Annotated in this window: 22 protein-coding genes and 1 tRNA gene; 14 read left to right on the forward strand and 9 right to left on the reverse strand. The window is 70.7% G+C overall.

Annotated features, from left to right (window positions below):
- Window positions 1-33 precede the first annotated feature (33 nt).
- Together BJY28_RS02560 and BJY28_RS02565 are read right to left on the reverse strand one after the other, a co-directional pair.
- Window positions 34-480: an Asp23/Gls24 family envelope stress response protein gene (locus BJY28_RS02560; protein WP_179461611.1), complete on the reverse strand. Its 447-nt coding sequence runs from the start codon at window positions 478-480 to the stop codon at window positions 34-36.
- On the reverse strand, window positions 471-1034 hold the full coding sequence (locus BJY28_RS02565) for an RNA polymerase sigma factor (RefSeq protein ID WP_343036926.1): 564 nt from the start codon (window positions 1032-1034) through the stop codon (window positions 471-473). The genes BJY28_RS02560 and BJY28_RS02565 overlap by 10 nt, the downstream gene beginning before the upstream one ends.
- Window positions 1035-1297: 263 nt before the next feature.
- On the opposite strand from BJY28_RS02565, the gene BJY28_RS02570 reads away from it, so the two are divergent.
- Genes BJY28_RS02570 through BJY28_RS02600 form a run of 7 tightly spaced genes read left to right on the forward strand, consistent with a single transcriptional unit; the run spans window position 1298 to window position 4116 of the window.
- On the forward strand, window positions 1298-1768 hold the full coding sequence (locus BJY28_RS02570; protein WP_179461613.1) for an Asp23/Gls24 family envelope stress response protein: 471 nt from the start codon (window positions 1298-1300) through the stop codon (window positions 1766-1768).
- Between the two features lie 32 nt (window positions 1769-1800).
- Window positions 1801-2106 (forward strand): Asp23/Gls24 family envelope stress response protein, encoded by a 306-nt coding sequence (locus BJY28_RS02575; protein WP_179461614.1) that lies wholly within the window; start codon window positions 1801-1803, stop codon window positions 2104-2106.
- Window positions 2099-2416 carry a hypothetical protein gene (locus BJY28_RS02580; RefSeq protein ID WP_179461615.1) on the forward strand — a complete coding sequence of 106 codons (318 nt, stop codon included), beginning with the start codon at window positions 2099-2101 and terminating at the stop codon, window positions 2414-2416. Before BJY28_RS02575 ends, BJY28_RS02580 begins: the two co-directional genes overlap by 8 nt.
- A gap of 9 nt (window positions 2417-2425) precedes the next feature.
- Window positions 2426-2602 carry a DUF2273 domain-containing protein gene (locus BJY28_RS02585; RefSeq protein WP_179461616.1) on the forward strand — a complete coding sequence of 59 codons (177 nt, stop codon included), beginning with the start codon at window positions 2426-2428 and terminating at the stop codon, window positions 2600-2602.
- Entirely contained in the window at window positions 2595-3011 is a 417-nt protein-coding gene (locus BJY28_RS02590) for an Asp23/Gls24 family envelope stress response protein (protein ID WP_179461617.1), read from the forward strand. Before BJY28_RS02585 ends, BJY28_RS02590 begins: the two co-directional genes overlap by 8 nt.
- Entirely contained in the window at window positions 3008-3529 is a 522-nt protein-coding gene (locus BJY28_RS02595; protein ID WP_179461618.1) for a DUF6286 domain-containing protein, read from the forward strand. The genes BJY28_RS02590 and BJY28_RS02595 overlap by 4 nt, the downstream gene beginning before the upstream one ends.
- On the forward strand, window positions 3526-4116 hold the full coding sequence (locus tag BJY28_RS02600) for an Asp23/Gls24 family envelope stress response protein (protein WP_179461619.1): 591 nt from the start codon (window positions 3526-3528) through the stop codon (window positions 4114-4116). The genes BJY28_RS02595 and BJY28_RS02600 overlap by 4 nt, the downstream gene beginning before the upstream one ends.
- A 62-nt stretch (window positions 4117-4178) precedes the next feature.
- Here the strand turns inward: BJY28_RS02600 and BJY28_RS02605 are convergent, their stop codons facing one another.
- Both BJY28_RS02605 and BJY28_RS02610 read right to left on the reverse strand, forming a co-directional pair.
- A complete protein-coding gene (locus BJY28_RS02605; protein ID WP_179461620.1) occupies window positions 4179-6026 on the reverse strand; it encodes a hypothetical protein in 1848 nt (615 codons plus the stop codon).
- Between the two features lie 205 nt (window positions 6027-6231).
- On the reverse strand, window positions 6232-7821 hold the full coding sequence (locus tag BJY28_RS02610; RefSeq protein ID WP_179461621.1) for a helicase HerA-like domain-containing protein: 1590 nt from the start codon (window positions 7819-7821) through the stop codon (window positions 6232-6234).
- A gap of 51 nt (window positions 7822-7872) precedes the next feature.
- Between BJY28_RS02610 and BJY28_RS02615 the strand changes: the two genes are divergently transcribed.
- Window positions 7873-8187, forward strand: coding sequence for a type II toxin-antitoxin system VapB family antitoxin (locus BJY28_RS02615; RefSeq protein ID WP_179461622.1), 315 nt, complete (start codon window positions 7873-7875; stop codon window positions 8185-8187).
- Window position 8188: 1 nt separating this feature from the next.
- Entirely contained in the window at window positions 8189-8686 is a 498-nt protein-coding gene (locus tag BJY28_RS02620; RefSeq protein ID WP_179461623.1) for a LytR C-terminal domain-containing protein, read from the forward strand.
- A 50-nt stretch (window positions 8687-8736) separates the two neighbouring features.
- Here BJY28_RS02620 and BJY28_RS02625 read toward each other — a convergent pair whose 3' ends face one another.
- Complete coding sequence (locus tag BJY28_RS02625) at window positions 8737-9099, reverse strand: hypothetical protein (protein WP_179461624.1); 363 nt, start codon at window positions 9097-9099, stop codon at window positions 8737-8739.
- A 359-nt stretch (window positions 9100-9458) separates the two neighbouring features.
- On the opposite strand from BJY28_RS02625, the gene BJY28_RS02630 reads away from it, so the two are divergent.
- Window positions 9459-10112, forward strand: coding sequence for a S1 family peptidase (locus tag BJY28_RS02630; protein ID WP_179461625.1), 654 nt, complete (start codon window positions 9459-9461; stop codon window positions 10110-10112).
- Entirely contained in the window at window positions 10109-10603 is a 495-nt protein-coding gene (locus tag BJY28_RS02635) for a hypothetical protein (protein ID WP_179461626.1), read from the forward strand. Before BJY28_RS02630 ends, BJY28_RS02635 begins: the two co-directional genes overlap by 4 nt.
- Before the next feature lie 268 nt (window positions 10604-10871).
- On the opposite strand, the gene BJY28_RS02640 is transcribed toward BJY28_RS02635, so the two are convergent.
- The 4 genes from BJY28_RS02640 to BJY28_RS02655 form a co-directional block, all read right to left on the reverse strand.
- Window positions 10872-11840, reverse strand: a complete 969-nt coding sequence (locus BJY28_RS02640) for a hypothetical protein (RefSeq protein ID WP_179461627.1) — start codon at window positions 11838-11840, stop codon at window positions 10872-10874.
- A gap of 591 nt (window positions 11841-12431) precedes the next feature.
- Window positions 12432-12617, reverse strand: coding sequence for a hypothetical protein (locus tag BJY28_RS02645; protein ID WP_179461628.1), 186 nt, complete (start codon window positions 12615-12617; stop codon window positions 12432-12434).
- A gap of 444 nt (window positions 12618-13061) precedes the next feature.
- Window positions 13062-13148, reverse strand: a tRNA-Ser gene (locus BJY28_RS02650).
- Window positions 13149-13194: 46 nt separating this feature from the next.
- The gene (locus BJY28_RS02655; RefSeq protein WP_343036927.1) at window positions 13195-13701 is read right to left on the reverse strand and encodes a nucleoside deaminase; all 507 of its coding nucleotides are present in this window, start codon (window positions 13699-13701) and stop codon (window positions 13195-13197) included.
- A 56-nt stretch (window positions 13702-13757) separates the two neighbouring features.
- Here BJY28_RS02655 and upp point away from each other — a divergent pair, with 56 nt between their 5' ends.
- The 3 genes from upp to BJY28_RS02670 all read left to right on the forward strand — a co-directional run bounded on the left by upp (window position 13758) and on the right by BJY28_RS02670 (window position 15585).
- Entirely contained in the window at window positions 13758-14396 is a 639-nt protein-coding gene (gene upp, locus BJY28_RS02660) for a uracil phosphoribosyltransferase (protein WP_179461629.1), read from the forward strand.
- 115 nt (window positions 14397-14511) lie between these two features.
- A complete protein-coding gene (locus BJY28_RS02665; RefSeq protein ID WP_179461630.1) occupies window positions 14512-14685 on the forward strand; it encodes a hypothetical protein in 174 nt (57 codons plus the stop codon).
- Between the two features lie 39 nt (window positions 14686-14724).
- Window positions 14725-15585 (forward strand): PH domain-containing protein, encoded by an 861-nt coding sequence (locus tag BJY28_RS02670; RefSeq protein ID WP_179461631.1) that lies wholly within the window; start codon window positions 14725-14727, stop codon window positions 15583-15585.
- Window positions 15586-15607: the final 22 nt, after the last annotated feature.

Genomic DNA, 15607 nt, shown 5'->3' on the forward strand with positions numbered 1-15607 from the left:
CGGCCGGAGCGACCACGCGGTCGGCCACGAGGCTCAGACCACCCGCGGGTCCCCGTCGACGACGTCGACGACCCGGATGTCGACCCGCTCCGGCTCGATCTCGGCGAGCTCGTGCAGCGCGCCGCGGATCTCGTCACGGACCTGCTCGGCGAGCAGGTGCAGGTCAGGACCGAACGAGCAGACCAGGTCCACGGAGACCTCGACCAGGCGCTCGTCGGTGATCACCAGGGCGATCGCCGCCGGGGCGTGGGTGGCCTGCCGCTGCAGCAGCCGTCGCAGCCGGGCGGTGACGATCCGGCTGGAGACCAGCGTGCGGGAGCCGTCGCCGTCGGTGCCGACGAGCATCGGCTCGGCCGGTCGGGTGATCGAGCGGGCCTGCTCCCGGATCCGCTCCGACAGCGCGCTCCACCGCTCGCTGTCCTGCTCCCGGGCGAGGTCACGAGCCCGCGCGACAGGGTCGCTGGGCGGTTCTAGCGCCATGGGGCCATCCTCTCCGCCAGGGCGCGCCGCGCCCGGTGCAGGTTGCCCCGCACGCTGCCGGTGGTCATCGACAGCGCGCTGGCGACCTCCTCGTAGCTCATCCCCTCGACCTCTCGCAGGAGCCAGACCGACCGCTGGCCCCACGGTAGTTCGTCCAGCGCCTGCTGCAAGGCCGCGAGCAGCTCGCCGTCGAGCACCGCGCCGAGCGGGTCGTCCCGCGCCGGCGGCGCCACGGCCGCCAGCTGCTCGTCCTCGACCGGCACCGGGCGGCGCTGGCGCACGAGGTCCACGGCCCGTCGGTGCACCAGCCGGTAGAGCCAGGTCTTGAGGCTGGAGCGCCCCTCGAAGGTGGGCAGCCCGCGCCAGGCGGAGACCAGCGCCTCCTGGGTCGCCTCGGCGGCGTCGGCGTCGCTGCCGCCGACCAGGCGGACCGCGTAGCGGTACATCCCCGGCCCGTACCGGTCCACCACCGTGGCGAAGGCCTGCTCGTCACCGAGCCGCACGGCGCGCACCAGCGCCTCGTCGCTCGGCGCTCCCCCCGTGTCCTGGTCCACGCTCGACATGCTGCCAAAGGGGAGGTCCCGCGGCAGGTCGAGCGGGCGAGTGTGACGTGCTCGCCCTCCCGCGCGACCTGTCCGTCGGCGTCCCGGGTTCGCGCCGACCGTCGGACCTCAGACAGGACCACCGTCACATGTGACCCAGATCACACCCATTCCCGCGTGACATCTGCCGCGCACCGCACGACCACACCGTGCACGGCCTGCACACCGCAGGCATGCACCACGCGCCAACCAGCTACCCGAGAGGAGCGGTCATCATGACCGACCAGACGTCGTCCGGCACCGAGGTCAGCCAGAGCAACAGCTCCAGCGCCCTGACCACCGAGCAGGGCCGGACCACCATCGCCGACACCGTCGTGTCGAAGATCGCCGGCATCGCCACCCGTGAGATCAACGGCGTGCACGACCTCGGCGGCGGCGCGGCCCGGACCGTCGGCTCGATCCGTGAGCGCATCCCGGGCGCCAGCACCAGCCTGAGCCAGGGCGTCAGCGTCGAGGTCGGCGAGCGTCAGGCCGCGGTGGACCTGGACATCACCGCCGAGTACGGCGTGGCCATCTCCGACCTGGCGGACGCGATCCGCCGCAACGTCATCAGCTCCGTGCAGCGGATGACCGGTCTCGAGGTCACCGAGGTGAACATCACCGTCCACGACGTGCACGTCGAGGACGACGACGACAACGACCAGGACGAGCAGCGGGACCGCGCCGCCGAGTCCCGCGTCGAGTGACCGTGGGCCCCACCTCCCCCGGGTCCACGGCGGTGGGCGATGAGCCCACCGCCGCCGACCTGGTCGCCTCGGCGGCCAGGTCGGTGCCCGGCGTGCGCGACCTGCACGGCGGGGCCATGGGCGAGGTCGCCACCTACCTCCCGGGGCGCCGCGTCGCCGGGGTCCGCGTCCAGGACCACCGTTGCTCGGTGCACGTGGTCATCGACTGGGAGGCCGGGATCGCCGAGACCGCCGAACGGGTGCGTGCTGCGGTGCGCCCGCTGGTCGACGGCCCGGTCGACGTGACCGTCGAGGACATCGCCGACCCTGCCCCGGCTCAGGACGCGACCGGTGCCTGAGCTCACCGAGGCGCAGCGCCGGGAGCGGCGGTGGGCGATCGCCCGTCGGCACCATCCCGACCTCGGCGGCGACCCGGAGACGTACCTGGCGGCGATGGCCGCCCTGGACGGGCCGACCTCGCCGACGTCGGTGTCTGCCTCGGTGTCGACCCCGGCACCGGCAGTGTCCGTCGTCGTGACGCGACGGCGCGCCGCCCTTCGCGCCGTGCGCCGCCGGGCACGACGGGCCGGCATCCGCACCCGTGAGGCGCTGCCGCGCTCGGTGCCGGGCGCCCGCCGCTACGCCACCATCCGCAACGACCAGCTCTAGGAGACACCTATGTCCACCTCCACCCTCGGCCTGCTCGTGGGTCTGCTGCTGACGATCGCCATCACCACCGGCGGCCTGCTGGGCCTGCTGCTGGCCGTGGTCCTCGGCGGCGGCGGGTTCCTGCTGGGCGCCCAGACCGACGGCGACATCGATCTCGGCGCGCTGCGACGAGGCAGCCGTGGCTGACGGCGACGGCGGCCCCGACCAGCCCGCGACCGACGACCTGTCCCAGGACACGCCGGACAACGAGCTGCGCCACCGCGGGACGCTCGACGTCCGCGTGGCCGCGATCCGACGGATCGCCGAGCGGGCCAGCCTCGACGTCGCCGGCACCGTGCGGCGCTCCAGCACCCTGGGTCGGCTGCGTGGGACCGCCGCACCGCACGCCGACGTCCGGGTCAGCGACCGCACCGCCCGCATCGAGCTGCGCGTCGCCTGCGCCTGGCCGGCACCGGTGAGCAGCATCGCCACCGAGGTGCGCGACACCGTCCTGCGCGAGACCTCCCGGCTCAGCGGCGTGCCCGTGACCACCGTCGACGTGACCGCCGTCGCGGTCTCCCCCGACGACCAGACCTCGAGGAGGACCGTCGCATGACCCGCCCCGGACAGGCTCCCCGCTCCGCGCCGGCCGCGCTGGCGCTGGGCCTGCTGCTCTCGCTGCTGCTCGTGACCGTCGCCGTCATCACCGTCCGCGACCTCGTCGTCAGCCAGGGGTGGGCCGAGGGCTCACCGTGGATCCCGTCGTGGGTGGACGGGCTGGACGGTCTCACCCCGGGCACGCCGGTGCTCGTCGCCGGGATCGTCGCGGCGCTCGTCGGGCTGCTCGTGCTCGTCCTCGCCCTGCGCCCGGGCCGCAAGACCCACGTGCCCGCCGCCCGTGGGGGCGACCTGTGGCTGACCCCGGACGCCGTGGCGACGGTCGCGGCCACCGCCGCCGACCGCACGTCGGGGACCCTGTCCGCCACGCCGGTCCGCGCCACCCCTCGGGGCGCCACCGTGCAGGTGCTCACCCGCGGCGGCGACGGCCGGGCGGCGCAGGAGGCCGCCCGGGAGGTCGTCGGCGACCTCACCCCCATGTCGATCTCCGTCAAGGCCAAGGAGCTGTCCTCATGAAGCCCCCGATCGTCACCGACCGCCTCGTCGGCGTCGTCGTCGGTCTGCTGCTGCTGGCCGGTGGCCTGCTGCTGATCGGCTGGTACGGCGGCTGGCTGCTGAGCTACCCCGACGAGCTGGGCACCGCACCGGTCGCCGACGTCGTCGGCGCCTCCTGGTTCCCCTGGGCCGCCGCGGCGGTCGGGATCGTCCTCGGCCTCATCGGTCTGTGGTGGTTCTTCGCCCACCTTCGTCGCGACGTCGTCGGCACCCTTCGCCTGGGCGACAGCGGACCGGCCGGCCGGGTGCAGGTCGAGCTCGACACCGTCGCCGACTCGGTGGCGGCCCGTTTCGCGGAGCTGGCGCCGGTGTCCAGCAGCCAGGGCAGCACCACCGAGACGGCCCGCCGTCAGGGCGTCGTCGTCGAGGCGCGCCTGCTCACCGGCGCCGACGTCGACCTCGTCGTCGAGGCCGCCCGCCGGTGCACCGATGAGGTCGAGCAGGCCTTCCCGGACGGCAGCGTCTCCTGCCGCTTCCTCGTCGACGAGCCGAAGGGGCAGGGCCGCCGCCCGCTGCGGCGCTCCGCCCAGCAGGTACGGGTGACCTGACCCCGGAGCTGGCCTGACCGGCGTGAGACCTGACCAGGACGGCCCGGCCGGGTGAGCGACCCTCAGTCGGCCGACTCGTGGCTGGTGACCTCACCGACCGGGTCGACCAGGCCGCCGGTGCCGGCGTAGTCGGTGGCCAGCTCGGTCTGCCACACCAGCGCGCCCTGCGGGTGGTTGGCCATGGCGAGGAGGATCTCCTCGTTGCTCTGCGCCAGCAGGATGTCCTCGGTGGCCTGCCCACCGGTCAGCCCGGTGGTCACGTCGATCGCCTTGTCCGGGTTCGCCTCGAGGTAGGCCAGCACCTCGTCGCCGGTCACCGGGGTGCCGTCGTTGGGGAAGTTCGGGTAGAAGTCGGGGTTGTCGGTGATGTGCTGCGCCCGCGCCTCGGCCGCCTGCGAACGCATCGTCTGCAGGTCCGCGTCGGTGTAGCTGATGACGACGTTCTGCTCGGTGGAGATCGAGGTCTGCTCGCCGGCGTAGAGGTTGTTGTAGTAGTTGGCGGTGTCCGGGTCGACGCTGTCCACCCGGATCTCGTAGGCGGAGCCCGCCGGGTCGACGTTGCCGTCGGCGTCGAAGGCGTTCGTCGTGTGGATGGTGGCGCCGTTGCCCCCTTCGCTGGTCACCTGGACCTCGGAGGTGCCGTCGGCGAAGGTGCGGCTGACCAGCGCCGAGTCCTTGCCGTCGCCGACCGACAGGTCCACCGGGCCGGCGTCGATGTTGGCGCGCATCGCGCTCTCGTAGGACATCACCTGGACGTCCGCGATGTCGGTGACGCCGGAGGTCTCCGCGTCCGGGATCTGCCCGCCGTAGACCATCTCGTAGTACGCCTGCCGGGCAGCGGGGTCGGACAGGTCGAAGGTGACCTCCTTGCCGTTGCCGCTGGAGAAGGAGGTGCCGAGCTCGCCCTCCACCGGCCCGCGGGAGACGCTCATCATGCCGTCGCGGTAGGCCTGGTCGGACACCGTGACGGTGACCAGGTCCCCTTCGCCCTTGGTGATCTCCACCTGGTGGTTCACGCCGGACTCGCCGGCGAGCTCGAGGGTGAGCCCCTTCAGGGAGCCTTCGATCCCGAGCGCCGCGTAGGTCTTCGCGTCCATCGTGATGGACGCGCCCTCGGGCAGGGTCGAGGGGTCGTAGGGGGTGGCGTCCTTGGGGTCGAACGAGCCGTCCACCGGACCGGTCACCGAGTAGGAGATCTCCGCACCGGTGGTCACGCCCAGGCTCAGCAGCAGCGCGTCGAGCTCGGCGGTGAGCTCGGAGGACGCGGAGATGCTGGTGGTCTGCACGCTCTCGCCGTCGGCGCCGACCTCCTCCTCGGAGGTGCTCAGCGTGACGCTGTCGGTGCGCTCGACCGCCCCCATGTCGGTCGTGTCCGAGAGGGTGACCGAGCCGGGACGCTTCACCTCGCCGGTCTGGTCCTCGGACTCCTCGATCGTGTGGTTCCGGCCATCACCTCCACCGCCGTCGGCCCGCGGGGTCGCGGCGACCGTGGAGAGCAGCGGGCTGCCCGACCCGGTGAGGTCGGGTGCGCCACCGGCCAGACCGGCCGTGCCGCTGGCCCGCCCGCCGCCGAAGATCTCCGCCCCGCCGCGGCGTCCGGCGAGGGAGGCTCCCCCGGTCACCGGCGTCGGGCCGAGCGCCCCGGAGGCCTGGCGCTGCTGCTGCGCCTCCTCGCGCAGCCGCAGACCGAAGGCGGACACGACGTGCCCGGCGTCGGCGATGCTCGGGCGGAGCACCTCGGCCTGGCCCAGCATCGCCTCGGTGTCCGGGCCCATCCAAGCGTCCCGGAGCACCAGCATGGCGCTGCCCATCTGGTCGCCGACCGCACCGATCCGCTCGCCCTGTCGCGCCAGCGCCGTGCCGATCGCATCCAGCCGGTCCGCGTCCGCGCCGTGGCTGAGCCCTGTCATCTCACTGCCTCCCGTGTGGCCTCTACGTCTGTCGAGGATGGTGCCACGCGGATACCACCGGGGACATGGGGAGCAGTCCCCCTTCCCCTCTCCCGCCCACCACCCTCCGCAACTGCCCGGCAAATCACACCCAGCCCCGCAACTGCCCGGGCAAATCACACCAGGGGTCCGCAACTGCCCGGGCAGTTGCGGGTTGAAGGGGGGGTCAGCGCCGGCGGCGGCGGGCGGTGCCGAAGAGCGAGCGGGTGATCTCGCGGCCGATGACCGTGCCGGCCGAGCGCAGCGCGGAGCGGAAGGCCGAGCTCTGCACCACCTGCTCGACCATCCCCGGCTCCTCCTGCGGAGCCTTCGGCTGCTCCCCCTTCGACCGTCCCTGCTGCGGCTGCTCCTCCTTCGGCCGCTCGTCCTTCGGTGCCGGCGGCGGGGCCTCCTCGGGAGCCGGCGCCGCCTGCATCCGCTGCGCCAGCAGCTCGTGGGCCGACTCGCGGTCGACCGCCTCGCCGTAGCGCGCCGCCAGGGGAGAGCCGGCGACGATCCCGTCGAGCACCTCAGGCGGGCTGGGCGCCATCAACGACTGCGGGGCGCGCAGCCGGGTCCAGGCGACCGGGGTCGGGCTGCCCTCCTCGGAGAGCACGGTGACCACGGCCTCGCCGGTCCCGAGCTCGGTGAGCAGGGACTCCAGGTCGTAGTCGGTGTGCGGATAGGTCTGCACCGCCTGACGGATCGCCTTCGCGTCCTGCGGGGTGAAGGCGCGCAGCGCGTGCTGCACCCGGTTGCCGAGCTGGCCGAGGACGTCGGCCGGCACGTCCTTCGGGCTCTGGGTGACGAAGACGACCCCGACGCCCTTGCTGCGGATGAGCCGCACGGTCTGCTCGATCGCGTCGACGAAGGGCTTGCTCGCCTCGTCGAAGAGCAGGTGCGCCTCGTCGAGGAAGAAGACGAGCTTCGGTCGCTCGACGTCGCCGACCTCGGGCAGGTCCTGGAAGAGGTCGGCGAGCAGCCACATGAGGAAGGTGGAGAAGAGCTGCGGCCGGTCGCGGACCTCGGGCAGCTCGAGGCAGCTGACGACGCCGCGGCCGTCCTCGGTGGTGCGCAGCAGGTCGGCGGTGTCGAGCTCGGGCTCGCCGAAGAAGACCCCGGCGCCCTGGTCCTCGAGGGCGACGAGCTGGCGCAGGATCACCCCGGCGGTCGAGGAGGACAGACCGCCGAGCGCCTTGAGCTCGGCCTTGCCCTCGTCGGAGAGCAGGTGCTGGATGACCGCGCGCAGGTCGGCCAGGTCCAGCAGGGCCAGCCCGGCCTTGTCGGCGTAGTGGAAGATCAGCCCGAGGCTGGACTCCTGGGTGGCGTTGAGCCCGAGCACCTTGCTGAGCAGGGTCGGGCCGAAGGCGGTGACCGTCGCCCGGATGGGAGTGCCGGTGCCGAGCCCGCCGAGCGTGAAGAGCTCGGTGGGGCAGGCCAGCGGGGACCACTCCTGCCCGACCTGGGCGGCCCGCTCGGTGATCGGCTCGCTGCTCTCGCCGGGCGAGGCCAGTCCGGAGAGGTCGCCCTTGACGTCGGCGAGGAAGACCGGGACCCCCTGCGCGGAGAGCTGCTCGGCCATCACCTGGAGGGTCTTGGTCTTGCCGGTCCCGGTGGCGCCGGCCACCAGGCCGTGCTTGGTCAGCGAGCCCAGCGGCAGCCGGACCGGCACGTCGGCGTGGGTCTCGCCGTCGACGACGGCCGCGCCCAGGTCGAGGGCCGGACCGTCGACGGCGTAGCCCTCACGGATCTCGTTGAGCAGTGAAGAGTCGGTCACAACGGCGAGGGTAGTGCCAGCCGCTCCGCCGGGCAGACCTAGTGTGTGGCCGTGATCTTCAAGGCCGTCGGCGACTCGCGCCCCTACCCGGAGCACGGCCTGACGAGCACCCGCGACTGGTCGAGCATCCCGCCGCGGATGGTGCGGCTGGAGTCGCTGACGACCACCCGGAGCACGCTGAACCTGCACGACCTGCTCGCCCAGGACTCCACCTTCTACGGCGACCTCTTCCCGCACGTCGTCTCCTGGCGCGGGCGCTACTACCTCGAGGACGGGCTGCACCGGGCGCTGCGGGCGGCGCTGCAGCAGCGCCCGGCGATCCATGCCCGGGTCCTCGAGCTGCCCGAGAGCGAAGGCGGCCGGTGAGATGGCCGACACCTACGGCCGCCCGACGCAGGAGCGGGAGCGGCGCCGCCGGGCGACGCTGACCCTCGGCGTCGGGCTGCTGCTCGTCTTCTTCGCCGCCTGGTACGCGTGGAGCTACGTCCGCGACGGCGGTCAGCCCGAGGCGGCCGGCGCCACGTCGAGCAGCAGCGCGTGCGAGGTGGACCGCGCGAACATCCCGGTGAACGTCTACAACGCCACCGACCGCGAGGGCCTGGCCGCGCAGGTCGCCGCGCAGCTCGAGGGACGCGGCTTCGACGTGCGCACCGTGGCCAACGACCCGAAGAAGACCACCGTCACCGGCGTCGGCCAGATGCGCTACGGCGCCAACGGCGCGCGCGGGGCGGGCGTGGTGGCCGCCCACCTCGACGAGCCGACCATGATCGAGGACTCCCGGCGCCGGCCGACCGTCGACGTCGTCCTCGGGCCCGACCACGACGGTCTGGTGAGCGCACAGCAGGCCGCCGGCCGGGAGTGCTGAGCCAGGCGCGCTGAACGCGCCCGATCGAGCCGGCGCCTAGCCGATCCGCCTCAGGAGCGGACGGTGCTCAGCTCCACCTCGGTGTCCCCCACCATGTCGCAGGTCACCGTGGTGTCGGCCAGGACGAAGCTCTCCCCTTCGCTGCAGCGGCTCTCCATCCCGCCGGCCTGGATGACCGCGTCGCCGCCGGGGGTGGCCTCGACGAGCCTGATCCGCTCGGTCCGTCCGCTGCCCTGGTCCTCGGCGGCGAAGGACAGCGTCGCCTCGTGGAAGTCGGTGCCGCTGATCGAGATCGAGCACGTCCCGTCGCTGTCGCAGTCGCTGCTGAAGGAGCTGGTCTCGCAGGCGCTCAGCGCGAGCGCGCCGGCGCCGGCCAGCGCGAGGGCGGTGAGGGGTCGTGGGATCCGTGCCATGCCCCCAGACAACCAGACCCGACCCGCCCGAGCGAGCAACGGAGGCAGGCTCGCACACCAGCGGCGGGGCGGTCACGAAACTAATAACCCCGAGTAGCACCGGTTGCAGGACAGAACGCAGGAGGTGGTCACACTGTCCCCGACGCAGTCCTCACACTTTGCGACGCTACAAGGTCGTACGCGGCCGAACACTCCGTACTGATGACGCACCACCCGCCCGGGTTGGCGCCCGAGATTCTCGGTATCCCCCGATCGCAAGCCCCGCGACGTAGTCGTTGAGCTGCGCAAACAACTTGATCATGCTCGGCCGTCACTTGCCCAGGCATTCCGGTACCCTGGCGATCCCGAAAGGAGGCCCAATGGGTGACGTCTCGCAGGTCGTATTTGCGGTAGGCCGTCCAGGGCCTGGAGGGTTGTCTCTGCTCGGTACCGCCTTCGCGGTGGGGACTCGCAGACTAGCGACCGCCTACCACGTCACTGGCGCCGACGATGACGGCCTCGCCATTGTCGCCCCGCGAGTCTCGAACATGCGCGAGTACCAAGACACCTCCGACACCCGCGTGCAGACGATTCCTGTGCGGATAGTCGCCGCTGATCCATTGAAGGATCTGTGCGTGCTGGAGCTGAAGACGCCTTTTAGCCAGATCACCTTCAGTCACGAGTTGTCCGGCACTGACGTAGTGCCGCCAGGATCGCCCGTGGTGACCCATGGTTTCCCGCACGCCAACTTCGGCCGGATGGTGCTCACCCAGCAGGTGGCGCATGTTGGCGCGAGGATTCTTATCGATAACTCGGGACAGAAGAGCAAGCACGTCGTGTTGAACACGCAAGCGCGCGAGGGGCAATCAGGGGGCCCTGTGTTCGACGCAGACCTCCGTTTGGTGGTTGGCGTCGTGCTTGGAAGCTATGCGCCGGGGGGAGGCGGGGGCATCAGCCTCGGCGGTGTCGACCCGGCCACCCTTCATCAGACCACCCATGCGATCTCGGCCGAATATCTTGGAGCCATGCTGTGACCTCGGACGATACGTACGACAGTCTCTTGTCGGGAGACATGAGTCAATGGCTGGATGCATTGCCTGAGTATCAGCGACAGAGCATCGCCGCGCTCTTGGAGGACCACGACGCCATCGACGTCATCACAGTATGGCTAGAAAACTCGGGACCAAGCGATACTGCACCGTTTGGCGGCACCCGAGCCGGGGCGAAACTTTTCTATAAGAGCATCCTCGTCGAGCTACAGAAAGCGCTCTGCGGAGGCGTCGAATATGTCGCCGAACGCAAGGCGCTATCGGAGGCAACAGGCGGCGGAGGGAAACTTCTTGTCGTTGGGCTGTTGACTACCGCGATTGCGCCCCACGTCGGTGCCGCCGCTGCCGTTATCGGTCCCGCAGTCGCTCTCACGCTAGGGATTGTCGCAAACGCTGGAAAGGTAACCGCTTGTGACGTACTGAAGGAAATGATCGACGAGCGCGATGCGGCCTCGCTCGCGGATTCCGTCGAGTGACCTGCAGTGGACTCCACCTAGATCAGTGGTCGGAGACACTATTCTTCCTGCCTCACGACTCAGTGGTTGATTCGCCGTGCGATCTCCCGGAGACGAGACTGATTCCACCCGTGGCTGCAGCGTCGGTCAGTCAGGTCGCCGATGCGGCACACCGCCGGGGCGGCACACCACCGCCCGCGCGTCCTCCGGGGCCGACTCAGCCGCCAGCCGGCGTGGTGCCGCGGCCCCGTCGACACAAGACCACTCCTCAACTCGCCCCACGTCCCGCTCAGGCCTGACTCGGTCGTCCGACCCGGTTAATGCGCTGACGCGCGTTGTCGATGTCCAGAGCGAGCGCTTCCACAGAGCTCAAGCGGAGTGGTATCCACGCGCCTAGCGCGATGTCATCGCCCACAGACGCTTCTGACAGGTTCGGCACGGTTCCAACTAACCGTGGGCCAGGGTGCTCTACCTGGCCTTCTCGGTAGTACCGCGCCAGGAGTTCTAGATGCGCAACTATTTGCTGCTCGTGAGTGACCAGGCAGCCCGCGTACGCGTCGAGCGTCTTGACCGTGACGCTCCGGATCACCTCTCGGAGATCGGGCTCCTGGGCAACGAGATCCAAGACGAAGTCGGGCCAGAGGGAGTCCTGGTTCTTGCTGCGCCGCTTCCTGCTGTTCTCAGACTCGTCACGCTCAACCGCTCCCATGCTCATTGTCCACAAGGTCGCCTGCCCAAGCCGCTCGCGGGTCCTTGTCATTTCGAGCGGCGCCACCCGGTGCTGGCTGGCGTTGCGCCATTGGTGAACCAGGCGGTACTCGGCGTCATTCTTGTATTGGTGGTCGAAGGCATCGTTGAGCCATATCGAGGGCTCTCGTCCGAGTGCACGTCTGACATCTCGCACCAAGCGGCTACGGGTCACAACGGCTCGCGACAGCCACTGGTCGAGTGTCAGATTCGGAGCGATGGCGGCTTCCGGGTCGAAAGCCCACTCAACCGGCCCCCTGAGCGCCGCCTCGATCGCTGCCAGGGCATCGCTGGTCGCGTGCTCGAAGGGGATGACTTGACTGTCGGATCTCAGGGTAGCGGACGCTACTGCCGCAGCCCGCAAGTCCTTCACTTGGTCGACTGAGAGGTCCCGCAGGACATGCAGACAGTACTCGTGCGGGCCTGGTTGGCTCGTCCATTCCTTACGAAACTCCTGCGCGATCAAGCACCAACGCTCGCTTCGTGCCTGGTCGGCTTCGCCGCTCGTCATGAGGCTGACTCTAGAACTCGTCCAGTCCTGATACTCAGGGTTCTAGATTGGGCCGCGTCTGCGAGGGCTCGGCCTGTGGCGGACGAGCTTCGCGGCTGAGGGACTGCGGCGCGCCGGGGGGATCATCGTGCGTGAGGTGCTGCACGAATCGGTGACAGGTTGGGTCAAGCAGCCTGAGTGGCTGGCGCGGTCATGATGGTCTCGGGCGGCCGCGTTGGTAGGTGCGCTCTATCCAGGTCACGATCGGCGATCCGAAGGTCTTGGCCGGTGGCCCAGGGGCGGCGGTCGAGGACGTTGCGCTGGAGCAGCGCCAAGAAGCTCTCCATGGCCGCGTTGTCGGTGGCGGACCCGACTCGGCCCATCGATCCGACGGGATCGTGGCGGTTGAGGACGTGGACGAATCTGCGGCTGCGGATGGACTACTGCCGTCGCTTTGAGCGGTGCAGCCGGCGACATCGGCGCCTGAGCATGTCGCCTGGCCACGGCGGACTCAAGCGCGGTGACCGCGAGCCGCGATGTCATCTGGAGGCGATCGAGTAGCCCCACCCGGTTGGAATGGGCGTCGTTGACGCCACAGATGCAGAGCTTGCCCTAGTCGATCCAGTGCTCGGTGATGTCGATGAGCCACCAACTGTTCGGGGCGCCCGCAGTGAGTTCGTGCCGGACCCGGCGGTCGGCATCGATGATCGATCGTGGACTGGCGGCCCGGGCAGTCCGGCCTTGACCCGCCTGGGTTCGTCGAACGCGCTCCACCAGCCGTTGGTCGAGCAGATCCACCACGCGAGCCGCTGCGCCATGCTCGCGCCCGCCTCGGCTGCCTCGTCGCCCAATAGCCGACTCGTCGGACACGACTCGCTGATCCCGAAGTCGGCTGCCACTGCTTGAGATGGACACCCGACTCACGGTTCCTCGCGACACGCACAACATCGTCGCGAAACTCCTTCGGATAGGGCTTGGGCGCAATGCACATCCTTCCAGCGACACCCTCGGCACCACAGATCAGATGTCACCTACCCGTGCAGCAGTCCCGGGGCGTCATCCACGACCTGAGCATCCGCGTCATCAACGCCGCCACCAGCGAGCTCCTCCGCCACCGCATCCTCGACCCCGACCGCGACTACCAACCCACCACCACACCCACCCACCCACCCACCCACGAATAACGAAACCCGGTGAACCTGTCGGTTCACCGGGTTTCCGATGTCCTGAGACATCACACGGCGGTGGCGGTGGGATTTGAACCCACGGTGGGCGTCAACCCACAAACGCTTTCGAGGCGTTCTCCTTAGGCCGCTCGGACACGCCACCGCCGGAGACTGTACCCGCAACGCCTGCGGCGGCCCCAATCCGGCGGTCACTCCCCCTCGGCCGGCCCGGTGCCCTCGCGACGGTCGACGAAGAAGTTCACGAGCAGGCGCTGGCACTCAGGCTCCCGCACCCCGCCGAGCACCTCGACCCGGTGGGTCGCCCGCCGGTCCCGGGGCAGGTCCCAGACCGACCCGCACGCGCCGAGCTTCGGGTCCCAGGCCCCGAGCACCACCCGGTCGACGCGAGCGAGCATGAGCGCCCCGGCGCACATCGGGCAGGGCTCCAGGGTGACCACGAGGATGCATCCCTGCAGCCGCCACTCCCCCAACTGCTGCGCCGCGGCGCGAAGGGCGAGCACCTCGGCGTGCCCGGCGGGGTCACCGTCCCGCTCGCGGGTGTTGCGCCCTTCGCCGATCACGACGCCGTCCGGGTCGACCACCACCGCTCCCACGGGGACGTCGCCGTCGGCGGTCGCCTCAGCCGCCAGCTCCAGGGCGCGGTCCATCCAGCGCTCCTCCACGGAGCGGTCCGGCGGAGTCGGCGTGACAGGCATGGGCCCAGTGTCCCTCGTCTCGTGGCGCAGGCGGCCCGGGCGGTAGGTTCTGCGGCATGCGCGTGCACACCGCGGACCACCCGCTGATCGCCCACAAGCTGACCTACCTGCGCAAGCGGGACACCGACAGCCCGACCTTCCGGCGGCTGGCCGACGAGCTGGTCACCCTGCTCGCCTACGAGGCGACCCGCGAGGTGCGCACCGAGCCCTTCACCATCGAGACCCCGGTCGCCGAGACCACCGGGGTCAAGCTCTCCTCCCCCAAGCCGCTGGTCGTGCCGATCCTGCGAGCCGGGCTGGGCATGCTCGACGGCATGGTCCGGCTGCTGCCGACCGCCGAGGTGGGCTTCCTCGGCATGCTGCGCAACGAGGAGACGCTCGAGGCGGTCACCTACGCCAACCGGCTGCCGGACGACCTCTCCGGTCGTCAGTGCTACGTGCTCGACCCGATGCTGGCCACCGGTGGCACCCTGGCGATGTCGATCCGCTACCTCGTCGACCGCGGCGCCGACGACATCACCGCCGTGACCCTCATCGCGGCCCCCGAGGGCATCGCCGCGGTCGAGGCGGACCTGGCCGACCTGGACGTACCGGTCACCCTGGTCACCGGCGCGGTGGACGAGCGGCTCAACGAGGTCGGCTACATCGTCCCGGGCCTGGGCGACGCCGGAGACCGGCTCTACGGCGTCGTCTGAGACCCACCCCGGCGGCGGCGCGTCGCCCTTCGCCCCTCTCGTCACATCTGTCACACTGCTGACCGTGCCCTGCCCCGGGCGCGTGGTTCACCGTCCCTGACCGAGAAGAGCGAGCATGTCGACGCCACCGATCAAGAAGATCGTCCTCTGGCTGCTCACGATCTTCCTGCTCTACGCCATCCTCACCTCGCCGGACGAGGCCGCCGACATGGTCGGCAGCGCCTGGGACGTCCTGGCCAACGGGGTCGGCAACATCGGCCAGTTCTTCGACTCCCTGCTCGCGGGCTGAGCCGTGGCTGCCGGCACCGTGGGGCCGGGGCTGCGCAGCATGAGCAAGTACCTGCACCCCCGGGAGCAGGTGGTCACCGAGATCCGGCACCACCGCGTGGTGCTGCTCAAGCCGCTGGGCATCCTGCTCGCGGTCACCGTCGTCGCGCTGTGGATCGACGCGAGCACCCCGGACGCCAGCCTGGGCACCCTCCCCCGGCTCGCCTGGGCCACCTGGATCGCCGTCGCCGCGTGGGCGGTCTGGCAGGTCTTCGAGTGGCGGCACACCCGCGTCGTCGTCACCAGCAAGCGGATCATGCTCTTCGAGGGCTTCATCACCCGCCGGGTCTCGATGATGCCGCTGAGCAAGGTCACCGACATGAGCTACGACCTGACCGTGCCCGGCCGCATCCTCGGCTACGGCCACTTCGTGCTGGAGAGCGCCGGCCAGGACCAGGCGCTCAGCTCGATCGACTTCGTCCCGGACCCGGACGGGCACTACCAGGACATCATCGGGCAGATCTTCGGTCTCGAGGACGAGGACGGGCCGGACGACGGGCACGGCCACGACCTCGGCGACGAGGACGAGCCCGACGAGGACGACCGGGAGCGCCGCGGCCGGGCCCGGCGCCGGGAGCAGCTGCGTCGGCGCAGCCACGAGGAGGATGCCCAGCGCCGCGAGGAGTGGGAGCTGGAGAAGGCCCGCCGCGAGCGGCGCCAGCGCCGCGCGGACTACCTCGCGCAGGAGCAGCAGGAGGAGCTCCACCCGCCGCACCTGCGCACCGGCCGCGGTGATCCGTCGATCTACCGCAGCGCCGACCTGGTCCGCCGGGACCGGGACGCCGACACCGGTGAGCTGCCGCCGTACACCGAGCACGACACCGGCGAGCTGCCGCCCTACGACGACGACTGGCGGCCCTGACCCGAGCGTCTCGGGATCGCTC

This window comes from Janibacter alkaliphilus, from assembly GCF_013408565.1.
Taxonomy (GTDB): domain Bacteria; phylum Actinomycetota; class Actinomycetes; order Actinomycetales; family Dermatophilaceae; genus Janibacter; species Janibacter alkaliphilus.

Excerpts from the sequence above, each read along its gene's own strand:
- BJY28_RS02655 (WP_343036927.1), bottom strand. The coding sequence starts at position 13,701 with ATGCCTGTCACGCCGACTCCGCCGGACCGCTCCGTGGAGGAGCGCTGG.
- BJY28_RS02605 (WP_179461620.1), bottom strand. The coding sequence starts at position 6,026 with ATGACAGGGCTCAGCCACGGCGCGGACGCGGACCGGCTGGATGCGATC.
- BJY28_RS02625 (WP_179461624.1), bottom strand. The coding sequence starts at position 9,099 with ATGGCACGGATCCCACGACCCCTCACCGCCCTCGCGCTGGCCGGCGCC.
- BJY28_RS02620 (WP_179461623.1), top strand. The coding sequence starts at position 8,189 with ATGGCCGACACCTACGGCCGCCCGACGCAGGAGCGGGAGCGGCGCCGC.
- BJY28_RS02630 (WP_179461625.1), top strand. The coding sequence starts at position 9,459 with ATGGGTGACGTCTCGCAGGTCGTATTTGCGGTAGGCCGTCCAGGGCCT.
- BJY28_RS02595 (WP_179461618.1), top strand. The coding sequence starts at position 3,008 with ATGACCCGCCCCGGACAGGCTCCCCGCTCCGCGCCGGCCGCGCTGGCG.
- BJY28_RS02585 (WP_179461616.1), top strand. The coding sequence starts at position 2,426 with ATGTCCACCTCCACCCTCGGCCTGCTCGTGGGTCTGCTGCTGACGATC.
- BJY28_RS02560 (WP_179461611.1), bottom strand. The coding sequence starts at position 480 with ATGGCGCTAGAACCGCCCAGCGACCCTGTCGCGCGGGCTCGTGACCTC.
- BJY28_RS02600 (WP_179461619.1), top strand. The coding sequence starts at position 3,526 with ATGAAGCCCCCGATCGTCACCGACCGCCTCGTCGGCGTCGTCGTCGGT.
- upp (WP_179461629.1), top strand. The coding sequence starts at position 13,758 with ATGCGCGTGCACACCGCGGACCACCCGCTGATCGCCCACAAGCTGACC.
- BJY28_RS02570 (WP_179461613.1), top strand. The coding sequence starts at position 1,298 with ATGACCGACCAGACGTCGTCCGGCACCGAGGTCAGCCAGAGCAACAGC.
- BJY28_RS02640 (WP_179461627.1), bottom strand. The coding sequence starts at position 11,840 with ATGACGAGCGGCGAAGCCGACCAGGCACGAAGCGAGCGTTGGTGCTTG.
- BJY28_RS02670 (WP_179461631.1), top strand. The coding sequence starts at position 14,725 with ATGAGCAAGTACCTGCACCCCCGGGAGCAGGTGGTCACCGAGATCCGG.
- BJY28_RS02665 (WP_179461630.1), top strand. The coding sequence starts at position 14,512 with ATGTCGACGCCACCGATCAAGAAGATCGTCCTCTGGCTGCTCACGATC.